At 37.1% G+C, this 18,900-nt stretch carries 14 protein-coding genes; 2 read left to right on the top strand and 12 right to left on the bottom strand.

Annotated features, from left to right (window positions below):
• Positions 1-31 precede the first annotated feature (31 nt).
• The 9 genes from tssM to BLS38_RS09800 all read right to left on the bottom strand — a co-directional run bounded on the left by tssM (position 32) and on the right by BLS38_RS09800 (position 11,765).
• Positions 32-3,832 carry a type VI secretion system membrane subunit TssM gene (gene tssM / locus BLS38_RS09760; RefSeq protein WP_092749058.1) on the bottom strand — a complete coding sequence of 1,267 codons (3,801 nt, stop codon included), beginning with the start codon at positions 3,830-3,832 and terminating at the stop codon, positions 32-34.
• 22 nt (positions 3,833-3,854) lie between these two features.
• Positions 3,855-5,267 carry a hypothetical protein gene (locus tag BLS38_RS09765; RefSeq protein WP_092749060.1) on the bottom strand — a complete coding sequence of 471 codons (1,413 nt, stop codon included), beginning with the start codon at positions 5,265-5,267 and terminating at the stop codon, positions 3,855-3,857.
• The gene (gene tssG / locus BLS38_RS09770; protein WP_092749062.1) at positions 5,261-6,259 is read right to left on the bottom strand and encodes a type VI secretion system baseplate subunit TssG; all 999 of its coding nucleotides are present in this window, start codon (positions 6,257-6,259) and stop codon (positions 5,261-5,263) included. The genes BLS38_RS09765 and tssG overlap by 7 nt, the downstream gene beginning before the upstream one ends.
• On the bottom strand, positions 6,223-8,031 hold the full coding sequence (tssF, locus tag BLS38_RS09775; RefSeq protein WP_092749064.1) for a type VI secretion system baseplate subunit TssF: 1,809 nt from the start codon (positions 8,029-8,031) through the stop codon (positions 6,223-6,225). Before tssF ends, tssG begins: the two co-directional genes overlap by 37 nt.
• Before the next feature lie 16 nt (positions 8,032-8,047).
• A complete protein-coding gene (gene tssE, locus BLS38_RS09780; protein ID WP_092749066.1) occupies positions 8,048-8,521 on the bottom strand; it encodes a type VI secretion system baseplate subunit TssE in 474 nt (157 codons plus the stop codon).
• Between the two features lie 69 nt (positions 8,522-8,590).
• Complete coding sequence (locus tag BLS38_RS09785; RefSeq protein WP_092749068.1) at positions 8,591-9,094, bottom strand: Hcp family type VI secretion system effector; 504 nt, start codon at positions 9,092-9,094, stop codon at positions 8,591-8,593.
• Positions 9,095-9,129: 35 nt separating this feature from the next.
• Positions 9,130-10,608, bottom strand: coding sequence for a type VI secretion system contractile sheath large subunit (tssC, locus tag BLS38_RS09790; RefSeq protein ID WP_092749107.1), 1,479 nt, complete (start codon positions 10,606-10,608; stop codon positions 9,130-9,132).
• Complete coding sequence (tssB, locus tag BLS38_RS09795; RefSeq protein WP_092749070.1) at positions 10,601-11,110, bottom strand: type VI secretion system contractile sheath small subunit; 510 nt, start codon at positions 11,108-11,110, stop codon at positions 10,601-10,603. Before tssB ends, tssC begins: the two co-directional genes overlap by 8 nt.
• 16 nt (positions 11,111-11,126) lie before the next feature.
• Positions 11,127-11,765 (bottom strand): hypothetical protein, encoded by a 639-nt coding sequence (locus BLS38_RS09800; RefSeq protein ID WP_092749072.1) that lies wholly within the window; start codon positions 11,763-11,765, stop codon positions 11,127-11,129.
• A gap of 306 nt (positions 11,766-12,071) precedes the next feature.
• Here BLS38_RS09800 and BLS38_RS09805 point away from each other — a divergent pair, with 306 nt between their 5' ends.
• Entirely contained in the window at positions 12,072-13,046 is a 975-nt protein-coding gene (locus BLS38_RS09805) for a formylglycine-generating enzyme family protein (RefSeq protein ID WP_092749074.1), read from the top strand.
• Positions 13,047-13,070: 24 nt separating this feature from the next.
• Here BLS38_RS09805 and BLS38_RS09810 read toward each other — a convergent pair whose 3' ends face one another.
• Positions 13,071-13,298, bottom strand: a complete 228-nt coding sequence (locus tag BLS38_RS09810; protein ID WP_143230125.1) for a DEAD/DEAH box helicase family protein — start codon at positions 13,296-13,298, stop codon at positions 13,071-13,073.
• A gap of 85 nt (positions 13,299-13,383) precedes the next feature.
• On the opposite strand from BLS38_RS09810, the gene BLS38_RS09815 reads away from it, so the two are divergent.
• On the top strand, positions 13,384-14,346 hold the full coding sequence (locus BLS38_RS09815) for a formylglycine-generating enzyme family protein (protein ID WP_092749078.1): 963 nt from the start codon (positions 13,384-13,386) through the stop codon (positions 14,344-14,346).
• Between the two features lie 24 nt (positions 14,347-14,370).
• On the opposite strand, the gene BLS38_RS09820 is transcribed toward BLS38_RS09815, so the two are convergent.
• Together BLS38_RS09820 and BLS38_RS09825 are read right to left on the bottom strand one after the other, a co-directional pair.
• Positions 14,371-17,355 (bottom strand): hypothetical protein, encoded by a 2,985-nt coding sequence (locus BLS38_RS09820; RefSeq protein ID WP_092749079.1) that lies wholly within the window; start codon positions 17,353-17,355, stop codon positions 14,371-14,373.
• Between the two features lie 6 nt (positions 17,356-17,361).
• The coding region (locus tag BLS38_RS09825; protein WP_143230126.1) for a DUF2345 domain-containing protein at positions 17,362-18,900 on the bottom strand (1,539 nt) is incomplete at its 5' end.

Consider the following 18,900-nt stretch of genomic DNA (forward strand, 5'->3'; position numbering starts at 1 on the left):
AAGCCTTCTACAGTTTGTCGTTGCTGTCTAATCATGGAGATACAACTCTAGATTGTGGCTTAGAATCATTTAATACTGTGTTCTGTGCTGAAGTAACGTGTAGCTCCTTATTGATCAAAACTTTATCGACTAGCTGTAATCCAGAATACCCTCGTCCAGAACCAACATTTCCACCACTATTTCCACTAATTAATCGAAAATTTACTTTTACAAAAATGGATGGATCTTTTGAACTCGTCCATGTCATTTCAAAATTCCCGTTTTGTGATTTACGTTGTGCTGAATCAATTAGACGATTAATACCGTATTCACCAGGCGCATCAAAAATAGTATATGTTTGACCATTTAAATCTACTGCTGTAATGCGCACACCAGGAATTGAACCAGGGTTTGGCCAAATAAAACTTACCCACTGCGATGTGCCATTTTCGTAAACCATACGTTGCCCATCAATATCCATGGTATATGAGAGTAATTTAGGGTTTTGAATAGGATAAAACTGAAAGTTTGATTGATTTGCAGCTGCAGGGGTTGTTGCTGGTTGATTAATTTCACCTGTTGCAATGCCATTTGCCGGTGCAACATAATTTTGAAAATTCATTGTAAAATTAGGATTTAGACTAATACCCAAATCTTTCCAAGTTTTAGCAGAAAGTGTATAGCCTCTACGAATAACCAGTGGATCCAAAGTCTCTTTGACAAAACGGGCAATACTACCATTTTCACCAAAAATTTGATTAATTTCACTGCTTGTAGCTTGAATCGTTGCAGATGAATTAAATGGATATTTTTTCGAGAGATTTGTTCCAAAGGGTTGGTATGCTTGCATTGTCCACAGCTGATTAATTTCGTCTTGCGCATGGACCAGTAAACTTTCAAATGATTGCGTTAATGGAGAAACCAAAAGTTTTTGAAGAATTTTTTGATATTCATCATTCACTCCCACAGAGATTTTTTCGTTGACCACTTTTTGTGTCATATTAAATACTGAGTTTTGATCATTGATTGTTTGTTTAACTAATCCCAAAGCATTTGGTTTAATATCACCCATATTTTTCAAGTCATTAAACTTGCTACGGACTTGTGACAACTGAATTAAGTATTCATCAAGCAACGATTTATTTTGTTGTTCATCTCGCTTACGAACAATTTGATAAAATATAGAGAACTCTTGTGAAAGTGGCCCTTGAGTTTGAGCAACAGCATGATTGACTGGTACAGCTGTATCTTGCATTAAAACTTTATGCTTAAACCAAGCTACGAAACCTGTTTTAGGTGCTGCTAATTCAGCTCCTATGATTGGATTATCCCAATTTGTTTCTTTAGCTATACGCTCAATAAAAGTACGAATCGGGCTATTTTGTTGCTCACCCAAAACATCCATAAATCGAGTATCTTCAGAAAAGTTAACCCCTTTTGCATAGTGAAATCCATTTAAAAACTTCTTCCATTGTTCAATATATTCTTGCTTGTATAGCTGAATCAATTGTTTACGAATTTGATCTGGACTTCCACTAAAGCTTAAATCGTCTGCTTGAGTACTATTAAGTACCCAATCTTTACTGTCTGTTGGCTTATTGGCCACGTCATCAATTGCCTTGGAGATAAACTCATCCCAAGCTTTCTGAGTAAACATTCCCGGAAGGGCATACCCACCTAAAAGAATTGATTTATTACTATCCCCTACAATTTGTGAAACTGTAAGTGCTGGGTAGCGTACAGTTGCGCGCATTTTAATTTCATTATAAACACGATCTCTAGCAAGCATGCCACGTACAACAGAAAGTAAAACTTGACGAGTTTGATCAACCAACTGGGAGTCTGATTCTAGTATTGGAAAACTTTTATCTTGAGTCAGCGTTAAAGAATAGGTTAAAATTTGTTCTGCTTTTTGAATCATATCACCGCGTGGCATTTGGCCACGATTACTATCTAACCATGAACGCCAAAACCTCGTCACCTGATCGCTTAAATGACTCGTATCCATATACTGATGATTACTTAACATCAAATACATTTTTAATGCATTATACGCATCTTGAGAGTTCGTATCTGACGGCTCTAAGTATTGCTGAGATTTAGCGACACCTACCTGTTGAGGCTGTGCATTGGCATGATTTGCTTTGAGTGTATCTTCATTGTTTTTTACACGTTGTAAATACAATGCAATGTTCTTTTGTGTTGGTTGTAAAACGATTTGTTTAATGCCTTTTAAATACTCTACTTTAAGATTTTCACGTAATATATTGCCTTGATATAAACCCAATGAAAATTTTAATGGGCGATGCTGATCAAAATCATCTAACTGCTGTAATCTATTTTGTAAAATTAATAATGCATCTAATTGCGTAGATAACTCACTACCCGATGCTTGTTCCATCTTCATGACTTTATTTAAATCGGCTTGCACATCCATCACTAACTGCTGGTTATTACGGTATGACCAGCCCCATCCACCAAGAACAAGTGCAACTAAAAATAGCGTTGAAATAAAAGCAACATAATATTGACGTTTCTTTGATGGATTAATATGCTGCTTGACTAAATTTTTATCTTTTAAAATAACCTCTGAAAATAACCCCTTTAAAAAATAACCGTGATTTTGAGAAACTAACTTTTGAGTTTGACTCAGATCATGCTCTTCTTTTTTTTGTAAATGATACTCAGCAGCGATCTGCTCAGTCATTGGGCTTTCAATCACGCCTTCTTGCAATGCACTTGTAAAATAAAACCCTCGAAACACAGGTTTAAACTGGTAAGGATTATCTTCAAATAGAGTACCAATGAAAGCTTTTAGAGCAGGTTTAATGGTTTTAAACTCTAGAGGGAACGTCATTACACTCGGTGAAATATTGTGTGCATGGCTACGGCTCAAATGTGTTGTACTTACACTTTTTAAACCGTCATATAAAATATTATAATGCTTTTCAAATAAATCTGTTGCATTGTGAGAAGACTCAGGATCATATGGTAATGTTGCTCCCCACACTTGATCGATTTCTTTTCCTTCATAGTATTCAAAAAACTCTGTAAATCCTGCAATTAAATCTATTTTAGTAAATACAATATAAACAGGTGCAAAAACTTCCAATCGTTCTGTAATATCTTGAATACGTCCACGCAGTTTTTTTGCTAAATTAAGTGATTTTTCTGGGCTTTGACTCACCAGTTCAGAAATACTCACCACAACCATCAAACCATTGATTGGTGCATTAGAACGACTTTTTTTCAAAAGATTTAGTAAACCTAGCCATTCTTGATGATCTTCTGCATAAACCGAGTAACGCCCTGCTGTATCTAGTAAAATCCCTTCTGTAGAAAAGAACCAATCACAATTTCTAGTCCCACTTAAACCAGATGACATCACTTTTTGATGATGCTCTTCGAATGGAAATTTCAGCCCTGAATTATAAATAGCAGAGCTTTTTCCTGCTGCTGGATTACCAATCACCATGTACCACGGAAGCTCATAAATCGCAGCGTTGCCTTTTTTATCACCGAGCTTAGACTTACGAATCAGCTGAATAGACTCTTTCATCTGCTGACTAATCAGATTTAATTCATCTTTATCTTTAGTTTTTGAATATTCTGAAACGGTTTGCTTCTCTATAGCATCAACCAGATCCTCTCCTTGAGTAGCATGTTTATGCCGTTGAATCAGCAAATAGATGCCATAACATATAAACCCAAAGATATAAGTAGACAACAATCCCCAAAAAATCATTGGTGGCATAATATTATAAAAGGAGAGCAACGTAACCAAAAGAGAAAGCGCTATAATTGCCTTTGGGTTAGTAATGTATTGCCACATGTAGCCTAAAATCGTATACATTGTTTTCTCATTTGAGCAAGTCTTATAAAACTGGTTGATTAATTACATCTTCTGGCTGTATTGGCCCAAATATGACCTGTACAGATGGAAGTGCGAGACTATAAATAAAACTATATGAATCTTTTGACGTGTGCATACCTAACATAAATGTATAAATTTCAATTAAATGTCGAGTATCACCCAAACTATTTTGAGTATATAAATGATGATATTGCGCTATTGGAGATTGTTTAAAATTATTTGATATTTTTTCAATCGTTATAGGTTTTGTAATATTATCAGGGATAAAAACAAATGGTTTTTCATGCTGGAATTGCTCTAAATCACTGATGTCTAGCGCTATAAGTGCGTGTTTAATGTTTGATGCGTCTGGATATATATGTAAATTTTTAATCGCATCTAAATTTTCTATATTCACTGATGTTGCTGCAATACAACAACTGCTCATGAACTCTGCAGGAACATAATTTTCATTGTCCCAATAACGACTCGTTAAAATGTCTTGATCTATTTCAGAATCAATTACAAGTATGAATGACACTTGATGTACTTGGTTTTGAGTTTTTTGCAACAATTTAATCCACTCAAAATAAGCATTATTTGCACCCCAATAATGATATTCCGTTTTAATCTGCTGATGAATTAAACCCAGGTCTTCAAGAAAATGGCTCACTATTTGATCTGTTATTGCTTCATCCCACACATGTAATAACAGATCTGAAAAAATCAAATGAATACAAATATGATCTAATCGATACACTTGTAATGGCTGTTTTTCTTCTGGATCATCAGCTACTTTTATGTCTGGATTCGTCCACAAAGGATGCATCCGATATTTGTATGCTAGTTCACCGTCATAAAACAAAGCCGAAAGCCTTAAATGTTTAGTAATAAGAGTCAGTAGCTCTATATTCTTTTTTAACTCATTGCTCATTAAAGCAATGATTCGTTGCTGTATTGGCTTTAGATCATGACTTTCTTTTTGATTAAAATGCTCACGATCTACTGTTGTTACTCTATAGCTGAAGGCTTTATCTTCTTTATTATTTTCTAAGAACTCATCTAATGAAGGTGTTTTAATATTAATCAATTGATGAATAATCTCATCATTCTGTCCAAAAGCAGTTTCAATAGATGATGTGAAAATTTGAAACTGAATATGTTCAATTTCAATTTCTTTACCTGAATTCTCTGAAACTTGTTGCTGTTCAGCATGCTCTTTTGCAGCTAACTTTTTATTTTTTTGATATTTGTACCACTTCAATATAAAATATGGCGTAAGTAAAACAATGCTAATCACACAAGGAAATATCAGCAGATAAACATACATCTGCTGTGTAGATGGATCAAATTTAGCATCTTTCCAATAAAAAATAGTGACAGAGATTATTGCTAGAAATACGCTAGTGAGCGTTCCTAATATCACTTTTAACATTGTTTAGCTCTCAACAAGGCATAAGACGTTTCTGTACTTGTCTTTTCATGTTTTGACATTAAAAAACAACCCTGTCCCAATCCTGTTTTTACACCAAGATCTAACTGCAAAGGCTTTACTTCATTTTTTCGTAAAATCAACCTTAAATCGACCAATAAAGTCGGACTACACCAGCTGTTTAAAATTGTTTTTAATTGCTCACTTTTATTCTGATTCGGTAAGTACTGTAAATACTCAACATAGCTTAAATCACTGAATTGGATCTCAATCTTATCTCCAATCTGTCGTACAGTTTCACCACAAAAGGTATTTTTACCAAGCAAACTTGAACAATCACCACCTAGACTAGACTTCTGCATATCATTTAATTGAAAGTTTTCTTGAATAAACTCTTTAATCACAACAGGTTGTTTAAAAATACAGGTTAATATCGTCTTTAAAGCATGTGATGTATTGGTTTGCCCCTGCATTAAGCCCGAAAATTCAGCAAAATAATCTTCTAAGTCATTCTGTTGATGCTGATTGCTTATATATCCGCTTAAGGCATGTACAATATTTAGATAATGATTTTCTTGTTCAATTTCATAACGTATAGGTAAATTGTACGCTAAGCTTGCATCAATATATTGTGCGGTCAGTTTATGATTGAATAATCCTATAAACTTTTGTATTTCATGACGATTTTCACGAGATGCTTGTTTAGTAATATGTGTATATACATAAGGCAATGCACCCTGAATACCTGTCAAACCGACAATCAAATTTTTGACTTCAATTTTGTCATCTTTAAGTTGTAAATCCTCAATTTCAGCTTGAGGGAAATTAAGATTAATCGAACTATCAAAATGAAAATGATCGGCCCAAAACCTAAATTCATTGTGGTATGGGACATGTCTCAATAAACGAATAGATTGTATAAACTCAAAAGTTGTTGGTGCATTAAATAACTCATCAACTATAGAGGATTTTTTCCACCAACGTTCTGTACGCATTGGTATAACTCCTCTTCTGAATTTAAATCTACAATGGCAATATCAACAAAACTATTCATCTGAACTTTTAAATTAAAAACATAGCTCAAAAGTCGGCTGAAGATGTATAAGCTGTGCCCCCGAAATACGTTTATATCAATTCCTATTTTGACTTGAATGCCACGAACAAACATTGGAAATGGTTTAGCCTCTACCAACTTATGTTGTAAATCAAAATTGATCGACTTTATAGAATTAATAATGAGATCGTTTTCTTTAGATTTTGGCAAATTATAAAGTGCTAATAACTCTTTAATATGAGCAACCGCATCCCCCTTCATCAATGCAAGTGTATTAAGGGAAAGGTGTGAAATTATTCTCCACTGCTCTTTTTTATTTTGCTCAAAATAAAATGGTGCTGAAGGCCGTTTTAAAACAGTACAACGTCGCACAATACTCGTATCATTTAAACTAAGCACATTATGCGATGAATTTAGCGCTTCATGTGCCAATTGCCCATTAGAACAGAGTAACGTTGTACTTAGAAAGTCTGTCTTAATTTCATGAGGATCTAAATCTTTGGAAATAATAGAATAATTTATTTCAGTATGATGTTTATTATACTGCATCGCATTTAATGCATAGAAAAATTTGCTTTTATCACCGTGATAGTGACTCATGGCAAAAAAAGGCAATACAGGAAAAGTAGCTTGATTCTGATTGTTTTTCTCACGAACCATGACCATCTCTAAGATGGAATACACTTGATAAAATTTGGGATGATGCGCATCCGTAATTAAAGAATATTCAAGCTGTTTATGATTAATCTTTTGTGGTTCAGCTTTTTTCTCAAATAAATTTACCGCTGGAGTAGTAAATAGTCTGAAATTTGCTTCATTTAACTGAGAGTAGTTACGAATGACTGCTTGATCATTCAGATTCAACTTTAAATGAACCAAGATTTCAAACGTTGCTTGACCTTTAGGAAAATGTTTAAAAAAATCAAGATTAAGGTTTAAATAGTTAAATTTTTCCGGAAAACAAAAATATTCTAGCAATAATCTATACGCATGGTGAGTATGTTGATCTATTGGCAGCAAACTTTCAGATTCATTGAACCCCATCAAATCGAATGGATTATCAATTTTAATAATTTTTTGATCTATTTTTAGACTAAACCGTGTGTTTTTTTGAAAAATACCATCTAAAACTTGTAACGGAAAATTTGAAATTGAATCTAAATAAATGGGTAAACTTTGTTTCTGTAGCCAATGCTCTGATTCATTAAATATTTCAAAACCGATACTTAAAGTTGCATTCTGATTTAAGTGAGTATGTTGGCTTGGAGTTGTATCAAACTTTAGACCACACAGGTGTATTGGTAATAACTTAACCTGATTAGAAGTCAAAAACTCACACTGAATACCATTAAAACTTTTAGATTTTAATAATGTTTTAACTGGAATAATACTTACTTCATTCAGTTGCTTTGTTTTACTAACATCTTCTAAACTCACCACTGTACATGCAGGGAAATGGCGTAAATATTGAGGAAACATTACCTCAAATAATGAGCGTGTAAATACGTCATAACTATCGGCAAGTTTCTTATCAATACGAGCAGCAATTAAGGAAAAGGCTTGAATCAATCTTTCAATATGAGGATCATCAATTTGTTCTTGATTAATTGATAATCGCTGAGCAATTTTAGGATACTTTTCAGAAAAAGCTCTTGATTGCTGTCCAAACTCCTGTAACTGTTTTTCATAATAAGGCAAGAGCTCTTCAATCACATTTTATTCCTTTTTTTCAAGATCTCGCCAAAATTACGTATTGCTGTGTCATTGGTTTTAACAGAGCATCAAATACTACAGGTTCATACAAAGGATGAATGTTAATGTAAGCATGTATCGTCAAACACAAAGACCCCATGTTATCGCCGTCCATTAGCATTTCAACTTTGACCTGCCTTAACCTTGGCTCATGTGCTAAAATGGACTGTTCAATAGAGTGGCAAATTTTCTCACGATCTAAAGGATTAGCAGTAGATAAACCAACAAAATCAATAATTCCAAATTGAAGAATAGATTGCTTAACCAGTGGGAAGTCATCAATAATATGATCTAAATTTACCATTCTACTATTGAGTAAATCTTCTAGATCTTTAGCAACAGATTTGCGCAACTCTTGTACAGTCAACCCTTTTACATACTCGTCTTTAGGAATCAAACGATCAAACAACGTCGCTCTAAACCCATAAGGATATATTTGATCTAAACTCATTGTTAAAATTCTAAATAAAATAAAAGTATCTAAATGCGCCAAACCCTCTTAGATACTTTTAAATAAATATTAAGCAGCATAAGTCGCTGTATTATTAGAAAGAGACCATTTTTTCGTGACTGCACCTTTTGCAGTTCCATTAATATCTTGTTGGTTATATGTCCACTCTACAGCAGCATATTTCAAACCAAATGTTTCTACTGGAACCCCTTCTGAGCTCACTGCAGGGATCACTGTTGAAACAAGCACATGCTTTAATTTAATTTGCAAATATTTAATACGCTTATCACCATTGGCACGATAAAAATCAATTTGCACTTCATCAAAGGTATAACCTGCAGAACAAGCTTCCCAGAGCTTAGGACTTGTTGCATCTAAGTCTTTGACAAACAACATATCTGAGTGTTCAACACGCTCAGCAGTATGTCCACCAACACTTGAAGACGTTGCAGATTTAGGTTGGCGAATATGATGAGACCAAGAATTCACCTCAAGCCAGTCTTTGTGTTCAGAGTCTCGAGACTCTCCGTCTACTTTATATTTACCAGTAAATTTTACGTATATATCTTTCATGTTGATTTCCTTGTTTAGGTTTTTAGTTAACTGTTTTAATTAGAAGACTGAGGCAACTCAGTAACAAGTCGTAAAGAAACAGATAGCTCATCTAGCTGAAAATGTGGTCTTAAAAAAACTACTGATTTATAGTGACCAGGGGATGCTGGATCTTCTACAACTTTTACAGATGCCTCTCTAAGTGGGAATTGAGCTTTTGCTTCTTGCGATGCACCATCATCAAGGAGTACATATTGTGCCAACCACTCATTTAAAAATGCTTCAACACTGCCAGCAGAAGCAAAGCTTCCTATTTTGTCTCGCATCATTGCTTTTAAATAATGTGCAATACGTGAAACTGCCATAATGTATTGAATTTGACTTGATAGTGCAGAATTTGCATTTGCTGTATCGCTGTCATATTTCTTAGGTTTTTGTGTTGATTGAGCACCAAAAAATGCAGCATAGTCTGTGTTTTTACAGTGAACTAACGGAATAAAACCTAAATCACTCAGCTCTTTTTCACGACGGTCTGTAATTGCAATTTCAGTTGGGCATTTAAAAGAGACTTCACCATCACTTGTTTTAAAAGTATGAACAGGTAACCCTTCAACTAAGCCACCACCTTCTACACCACGAATTGCAGCACACCATCCATGCATATCAAATGCATTTGTCAAACGTGTACCAAAAGCATAAGCTGCATTCATCCATAAATATTCTTCATGATTTTGGCCAGATACAGTTTCTACAAAGTTAAAACCTTCTGTCTGCATACCATCTTTAGGGTTATAAGGCAGACGCCCCAAAACACGAGGCATAGTCAGCGCAACGTAACGTGCATCATCACTTTCACGAAATGAACGCCACTGAACATATTCAGCCGTTTCAAAAATTTTAGAAACTTCACGTGGTCGATCGATATCTGTAAAAGACTCTAATCCAAGAATATTTGAATTCGCTGATGAAATAAATGGAGCATGTGCTGCTGCTGCAACATGAGAAATTTGCTCAAGTAAGTACATATCTGAAGGTGTGCGATCAAATTCAAAATCACCAATTAAGGTTGCATAAGGCGCGCCACCAAATGAGCCGTATTCCTCTTCATAGACTTTTTTAAATAGTGTACTTTGATCAAAGTCTGTTGCACTTTGAAAATCTTTAATTAATTCTTTTTTAGTCGTATTTAATATACGAATTTTAATGAGAGGATTTGATGGAGATTCATTACAAAAATAATATAAACCGCGCCAAGTTGACTCAATTTTTTGAAATTCAGGATTGTGTATAATTTCACTCAATTGCTGCGAAATTAAATCATCAATTTGAGCAATACGCTTATCTAAAGATAACGTCATGTTATCAGAAACAGTAATTGTTCCTGCCATGACCTCTTTTGCCAGTTCACCAATTAAATTTTTTGCGCGATTATACTCTTCTTCATTCCGTGCAATACGACTTTGTTCAACAATAGATCCCAAAAGGCTTGTTTCTTCAGTTGTAGAGGCTGCTAATTGAGCTTGTAAATTACTCACATTCACCTCCAGCTTCTTTACTTAATTGACGAACTTGTTCTGTACTTTTAAGAACATCATCGAGTAAATCTTCTAGCTTTTCACTATTTGATATTTTATTACGTAAGTCCGTTAACTTCTCTCTGGCTTCAACAAGCTTACGCAAAGGATCTACTTGTTGAACAATACTTTCGGGGCGAAAATCTTCCATAGATTTAAATGTTAAATCAACTCCCATTTTCCCACCGTTGTCAGAAATAGTATTTTTCACTTGAAATGATGCTCGAGGAGATAAAGATTCCATCACTTCATCAATATTTTCTAAATCAACGTTAATAAATTTTTTATCTTTAAGTTTAGTTTTCTCAACTTCTGAGGCAGCTGAAAAATCTCCTACAACTCCCACAACGAAAGGCAGCTCTTTAATTTCTTTACCATCACCAACTTCAACATCATAAGTGAGCTGTACGCGAGGAGGTCGAATACGCTGTAATTTTTTTTGAACACTTTCTCGTTTAACCATTTTAAAATTCCTTCACTTATTTTCTCAAGGTTGCAAATGGATTACTGCTATCACCCGACTCTACATTTGTCTTAGCAGGTGCTGTTTTATGTACAGCCTCTGGTGCAACAAACTTTGGTTTTGGCTTTGGTTTAACTGTGGATTTAATTTTACTTTTGGTTGATTTCTCAACTTCTTCATGAGTAGAGTTATCAGACATAATAGAAATTGGTTTAGCAATATTAATAGAATCAACAAGTTGCTTTGCTATAGGGTAGGTATAATCAGATGTCAAATAACGTACTTCTTCATTTCTCATTTTATTTAATGCTGTATTTGCAATTTGTGAGCCTGCCATAAATTCAACATCAGTCAGAGAAGTGCTAAATACATTTTGACTATATAAGGTACTGACTAACTGTAGTGCCTTGAGGTTTTTACCCAATTGTTGGTATTTTTGTGCAGCTTGTACTAACAAATGATTTTGTATATTACTGTCACTTGTTTCACAAATTTTCACATATAAACCAAGTAAATCTTGATCTGTTTCATCTTTTACTAAAGGGTAGTCTTTGACACATCTCTTTTTTAATTTGATTATAGAATCATCTGCAAAAACAGAGCTTGTAAATACCGTGATAGATAAAAAGATTGTTAAAACAAATATATTTTTCAAAATGTACCCCTATTAAAACTAGCTACCCAACACGAATAAATCTACAAAAAAATATAAATAATCATAAAAAATTATCTCTTTTATAAAAATAAGTGACTCAAGTCACTAAAAATAAAAACTTACGGAATTAAAACAAAAAAATGACTATAAAGCAAAGATAAATTACAATAATATTTATTTTTTTCATATTTGAGTGATCCATGATCGTTTTAACTCATGGAATAAATACTAAACATACAACTTTATTTATTTAATATTGTGACTTAAATCACATTAAAACCAATCTCATACAACGACTCTACCTATATGATTTTTAATAAACTCAGTCTTCTTTTTTTAGCGACATTCAGCTTAAGCGCGTGTGCCCAATCAAACCATACCCAAGCGAATGATATTCCGACCACACAAAGCAACCTCTCTGCCGAACAAAAGCAACAATTACAACAGTTGCTTGAGAAAACGAAAAAGAACCTGATCTTTATTCAAGGTGGTAGCTATATGATGGGGGATTATGGCCCGACAACGCGTGCAGATGGACTGCCTTATGACAGTCATGGCGACAGTAAACCTTTGCATAAAGTCACCCTTAGTGATTTTTCGTTAAGTGCCACCAAAGCCACTTATGCCGACTTTGACATATACACTAGTGTGACTGGACAAAAGCCAGTTGGAAATTTCGATAAATACTCTATATCAGACCGTATTCCTGTGGTGGCGGCAGGGGTGAATTGGCAACAGGCACGCAGTTATTGTCAATGGCTTGGCCAACAACTGAACCGAAAAATGGACTTACCTACAGAAGCGCAATGGGAATATGCTGCCCGTAACCGTGGGCAAGAGGTCTTATATGCTACAGACAATGGTAAAATTGAAGAAGAACGGAATATTTGGAGCTTTGAACAACGAGAAAAATCGGAAGAAAAATTTAGAGTTTATGGGCATATTGCCGAATTACAACAATTTCCGCCTAGCCCTTTAGGTTTATATGACATGGTCACAGACAATTTTGAATGGATGCTGGATTGGTACAGCAGTGATTACTATAAAAAATCACCTGAGCACAATCCGCAAGGCCCTGCCACAGGCACACTGAGAGTGGTACGCAGTAGGTTGCCCGATGATGGACAAAACATGACTATGATCGGTAATGGATTAACTGTAAGACGTAATGCCAAAGACCCTGTGGCAGACCCAGAGCGTGTACAATGGGCAAAAGAAACCCCCGAATCTACTGTTGATTTTAATATAAACAACTCTGTTCGTTGTGCTGCTAACCATTAAAACAGTGTCAATAGACACAGCAGGCTAAGCCTGCTGTGTTGTCGTATTTTGCGGTGGTTCAAACGCAGCCATCTCGTGAAGGTTTTTAGCCGTCAATGTTGGTGTATTAAAACCAGCACTTTGAATCCCTTGCTGTGCAATCATCTGTTTAAAACGGATATCATCTTGACTACTCACCAACATATAGTGACATGACGGTTCAGTCACTTTGTTTGCACCTGCACGATATTTACAATATCTAATAATATGCAAACCAATTATCATATTTATCTATTAAAAAAGATGTAATTCACTTAAAATCTAAACCATACATTTTAAATACAATGGCTTTACCTACATGATTTTTAATAAACTCAGTCTTATTGTTTTGGCTACACTCAGCTTGAGTGCCTGTACCCAATCAAACCCCACCCAAGCAAATGATATTCCAACCACTCAAAGCAATCTCTCTGCTGCACAAAAGCAACAATTACAACAGTTGCTTGAAAAAACAAAAAAGAACCTGATTTTTATCAAAGGTGGTAGCTATATGATGGGGGATTTTGGCCCGACAACGCGTGCAGATGGGCTGCCTTACGACAGTCATGGCGACAGTAAGCCACTGCATAAAGTCACCCTCAGTGATTTTTCGTTAAGTGCCACCAAAGCCACCTATGCCGACTTTGACGTATACACCAGTGTAACGGGGCAAAAGCCTGTTGGGGTATTTGATGAATTAATAAAAAGATACCGTATTCCTGTGGTGGCGGCAGGGGTGAATTGGCAACAGGCACGCAGTTATTGTCAATGGCTTGGCCAACAACTGAACCGAAAAATGGACTTACCTACAGAAGCGCAATGGGAATATGCTGCCCGTAACCGTGGGCAAGAGGTCTTATATGCTACAGACAATGGTAAAATTGAAGAAGAACGGAATATTTGGAGCTTTGAACAACGAGAAAAATCGGAAGAAAAATTTAGAGTTTATGGGCATATTGCCGAATTACAACAATTTCCGCCTAGCCCTTTAGGTTTATATGACATGGTCACAGACAATTTTGAATGGATGCTGGATTGGTACAGCAGTGATTACTATAAACAATCACCAGAGCACAATCCGCAAGGCCCTACCACAGGCACATTGAAAGTAGTACGGAGCATGTTACCTGGTAATGGGAACAATATGAGCCTATTTGGCAACTCTTTAACCATCAGACGTAATGCCATTGACCCTGTGGCAGACCCAGAAAAAGCAGCAAGAAAAGAATTTACTTTTGATGTCAACTTAAACAACTCTGTACGCTGTGCTGCTAATCCTTAACGCAGCATCAAAGCACACAGCAGGCTAAGCCTGCTGTGTTGGCGTGTCTTGTGGTGATTCAAACGCAGCCATCTCGTGATGGTTTTTAGCTGTCAATGTTGGCGTGTTAAAACCAGCGCTCTGAATCCCTTGCTGTGCAATCATCTGTTTAAAACGGATATCATCTTGACTACTCACCAACATATAGTGACACGACGGTTCAGTCACTTGGCTGGCGGCTTGTCTATATTTTAAGTAGTCTTTTAGCCATGGGCTTTCAAATTGATCTTCACTGTGTGGTACATTTGTATTGACCGCATCAATGGCTTTGCGTGCAATCGCCCCATCATGATGGTGGTTTAAAAAGCGCACCAAATCCCCTTCGACTTTACCCAACTGATCACAGTTCAGTTTTTTACCTCGTGGATGAATGTGCTGTATGGTATTGTGCCATTCTGCTTGGGTTAAACAGGTTTTTAAAATATTAATCACCGCCGTTTTACGTGCCACAAAAGTTTCTAAACTGCCATCGACTAAACGTGAAAACGAGCCATCGGCTAAATTACTGTCAAAAATTGCTGCAGTACGGTCACTCCAATGCGTCACGGCATACAACAATATGCCTTTACTTTCCGGCGGTGCATCGATTAATGCTTTGCGCCCTGCAGCACTGTTGGTATTTTCAGCCACACGTAAGCGTACTTGGTCTGAATTTAGTTTATCAAGCCACCTTTTATATTCACCTGCCAACTCACTTACTTTTTGCGCGAGTGGTTTATTTTCCCCAATGCAATAGGCCAACACTCGTGCCATCATTTCAAAGGCTTGAGCTTGCATATATACTAACGTTTTAAAGCCAATCTGCAGTAGTTTGAGTTTAATAAAACTAACGTAATCCGGCAAGTGGGCTGCACCTACCGTAAAGCCGACAACGCCTTTCGCTCCGACCTTCGCGCACAGATGTGCAGCCACCAAAATAGCAAACGTCCCTGATTCATCATCATAACCCATTTGAAATTGCCCTGCTACGCCGAATCCTCCACTCACACCAAGCCCAGCGGTGACTGAAGCAATGATTACAAATTCACCCTGGCCATTTTTTCCCAACTCTTGGCTGGGTTTAAACCATTCAATGGCACCTTTTAGAAGGCACTGTGCTGTTGCCCCCACAAACGCTTGCACACCCACATTCAACTGATTGGTACTGCCTTTTTTATTGGCTTCTATTTTTTCTAAAGTGCCTTGCGCCATGTTAAAGGTGGGTCTGTTGTCTCGGCCAAGCTGCTGTGTCATCGACCGATCAGGCCTACGATTGGCCGCGCGCATATATTGCTGATTACTGTTTGCATCTTGGTAAATATCAACCGATAAATTCCCCGCAAGGGCAATGTTTGCTCCGGCAAAGGTCGATAAATCCATGCCAACTAAAAAACGAATTGTCCCTAAGTCATGGTTGTCGTATTCCAGCGTCCAACCGTCTGGACTTGGGAAAAACCGACGCCACTCTTTCATGCCTTCATACAATGCAAATTTGGCAGAAGCATTGCCATTACCACGGATCGCCACGCCTTTATCACCCACATGCAGTGAACCTTCGGCATTTAAGCCTGTAACTAAACGTAACCACTGCGCTTCGTTGCTCACATACATATCATGGCGATTCAGGTAGGCCTCAGCCACTTCGCCCCCTAAACCACCCACTAAATCATAGATGACTTTTTCTTCACTGCCTAAACTGCCCGATTCATTCATCAGTTCGTGGCCTAAATGATCAAACCCTTCTTTGATTTTTTGGGGCGTGTATTGGTTCATATTTTCGCCAGTGAGATTGACCTTACTGGCTTTATTGCGCTTCTGTGCCGCCATTTTTTGGTAGGCATTGGCATTTAAATGACGTACTTTTATGGTATGTTCTGCACCCACTTGATGCATTTTGCCTTTTTTTTCAACCACCCAAACTTCTTTTAATTGCTCTTTTTCTGGAATCTCTGCATTGAGTTTTTTTAACGCAAGTTCTTGGCTTAACCCCAAACGAGCTTCAAGCTCTTTAATTTCTTTAGGGTCTCTGTACTGTATCGCCTTCTGCAAATCGGCACTATTTTGATACACCTTGTTAATTGCATCAGAGAGTACTTTAGTCTGACGGTCAAAGTCGTCATATAACTCCGGCGCAAGGAACAGTACTTGATTGTCATGTGGGCTAATCACAACACGGGGCTTTTCTACTTTTGACAAGCCGACTGTATGGTTGGGATCGGGTTTTGTGATCGCTTGCGTGGTTGGAATAACAATTTTATAAATTTCTTGTAAATCAACACAGGTGATTGGGTCAAAATATGGACTTTTGATTGCGTTGCTACCGAGTTTATATTTAACAAAAGTTCTCTCTAACGTTTCTACATATTGGGTAAACCCATGTTCTTTAGGCACACCCTTTGCTCTTTGGTCTTGATGTACTTTTATAGGGTAATCACCCACAATCGGCTTTTCTTGTCCTTCTGCGAAAATTTGATACTCTATGATTGGAATACCTTTTTCATTCGAATCAACAAATTGATACCAGATGTATGATTTGAAAACGAGCGTTTTTTTCTTATCAAAGTAACGGGTATTTTGTTTCTTATATTCTTCATAGAATAGATTATACGATATTCTATCGTCGTTTTTAGGCGAACGGCACCTTGCGGTATCATACTCTTCTTTGGTTATGAATTTCTCATTTCTCAGCAAAATATCATCATCAATCTTAACCACTGAATCGCCATCTGCTAGAAGTGGCTTCATGACCTCTTTGGTTTTACTTTTTATATTTTCATACCCTTTAACAAAAATATGTAATATCCCATTTTCAACCAACTGAATCTGAACTGTACCTGTGGTATCAGTAATAATCTTATAGGTTTGCTTTTTCGATTGTTCATTTTTCGGAAAGAAAACAAGTATACATTCTACATTTGACAGCTCACGATCTTTTGCTCGTACTGCACGAAAATTAATTTTATAATTTAAAATATAATATTTATCCGTCATTTTTATTTAATCCTCATCGCATACTTGAAATTTAGCCGCATTTTTATCAGAAATATGCAATGACACTTTCTCTGAAGCTTCTGTTTGAATCATTTGCGTATGACCAGACGCATCTGTCACGCCAATATGTTGCCCACCATCTGCTCTAAAAATCATATACTCCACATTTTTGGCAGGCTTACCCTCTAAATCAGCAATTTTAAACCTGAGGTAGCTCGGTTTATTTTCTTGCTGAATGTCTGGTTGTTCAGCCTTTTCACCTTTCAAAAAGGCATGCTGTGCAGCTTTAAGTTCAATCTGTGCCGGGGTTTTTAGCTCAATCTTTTCATCTATTTTAAGAGAAGATGTACCACCATAAAGCTCTATCCCTTTCTTACTGCGTAAAATGATCTTATCTTCAGTCGATTGAATATCTATGCCTAACCTTGCCAATACCGAAATAGCGTTGTTATGGGCTGCAATCTCAACCTTCTCTTTTGCCGACACCGCTTTAATTCCACCTTGTATTGCAAGCGCACTGATTTTGCCGTGTGCATGGGCAATGAAGTCACTTTGTGTACTCACATTAATACTTGACCCTGCAGTTTGATTAATCTGACCATTAGCACACAGATGAATGTCTTGGGCCGTACTCAAACCAATGCCATCTGGTGAGCTGAGCAATAACAGAGCTTGATTGAATTTGGCTATGTCTTGTTCCAGCTGAGCAGCAAAAGCTTTGAGTTGTTCAACACTTTGAATGGGATCGGTCTGTTGGTTTTTAGCCACTTCACTCAGTACTTGGCTGTTGTCATGGCTACTTTTGAATTGTTGTTTGGCAACGCTACTCTCTAAGTGTTGGCCTGTGGCTTGGGATTGGGCATACGTAGAGATGAGCAAGCCTTGCCCTGCACGTAGCGCACCCCATTGGTCTGTGCGAAGTTCAAAGCCTTCGCCTCGCTCAGCACTGTCTGCCGATTTTTTGGGATGGCTGAGCTTGCCTAAATTAAGCTGGCTTGCACCATGGCTGCTGTGGAGTTGGCTACTGATTTGGCCAGTCGTATCATTAAAACGCAGTTGGTTGTAGCCTGTGCCTTTGTATTCTTTGGTTTTAATGCCACTCAAGACTTTGGTCTCTGGCAACTGTCCGATCTGATCAAATTGCACAGGGTGACGTTGGCCTTCGTGAATACGCCCCAGTACAAATGGGCGGTCTATATCGCCATCAAAAAAGTCAATGACCACCATTTCATCAATGCGCGGGTGAAGGCGCATACCATAGCCTTCGCCTGCCCATGGGGTCAGTACGTCCACCCAAGCAGAGTCGGTGTCATTGTCATTGCTTCCTGCACCGCTGTCATGGCTGTGATCTTCTACACGTGTAAATAAAAAACGAACTTTAATGCGACCCCATGCATCGACATGAATTTCCTCACCACTTGGGCCAACCACTTTAGCACGTTGCGGGTGTACAACAGGTTTGTGCTGTTTCGGGTGGTACTCTGGAATAATGGCCACATGGCGACGCTGTAGAATCAGATGATTGGCTTGACGTTCATCCTGCTT

Source organism: Acinetobacter boissieri (assembly GCF_900096955.1).
GTDB lineage: Bacteria > Pseudomonadota > Gammaproteobacteria > Pseudomonadales > Moraxellaceae > Acinetobacter > Acinetobacter boissieri.

Coding starts and splice junctions, on each gene's coding strand:
- tssM (WP_092749058.1), bottom strand. CDS start 3,832: ATGTATACGATTTTAGGCTACATGTGGCAATACATTACTAACCCAAAG.
- BLS38_RS09765 (WP_092749060.1), bottom strand. CDS start 5,267: ATGTTAAAAGTGATATTAGGAACGCTCACTAGCGTATTTCTAGCAATA.
- tssG (WP_092749062.1), bottom strand. CDS start 6,259: ATGCGTACAGAACGTTGGTGGAAAAAATCCTCTATAGTTGATGAGTTA.
- tssE (WP_092749066.1), bottom strand. CDS start 8,521: ATGAGTTTAGATCAAATATATCCTTATGGGTTTAGAGCGACGTTGTTT.
- BLS38_RS09785 (WP_092749068.1), bottom strand. CDS start 9,094: ATGAAAGATATATACGTAAAATTTACTGGTAAATATAAAGTAGACGGA.
- tssB (WP_092749070.1), bottom strand. CDS start 11,110: ATGGTTAAACGAGAAAGTGTTCAAAAAAAATTACAGCGTATTCGACCT.
- BLS38_RS09805 (WP_092749074.1), top strand. CDS start 12,072: ATGATTTTTAATAAACTCAGTCTTCTTTTTTTAGCGACATTCAGCTTA.
- BLS38_RS09815 (WP_092749078.1), top strand. CDS start 13,384: ATGATTTTTAATAAACTCAGTCTTATTGTTTTGGCTACACTCAGCTTG.
- BLS38_RS09820 (WP_092749079.1), bottom strand. CDS start 17,355: ATGACGGATAAATATTATATTTTAAATTATAAAATTAATTTTCGTGCA.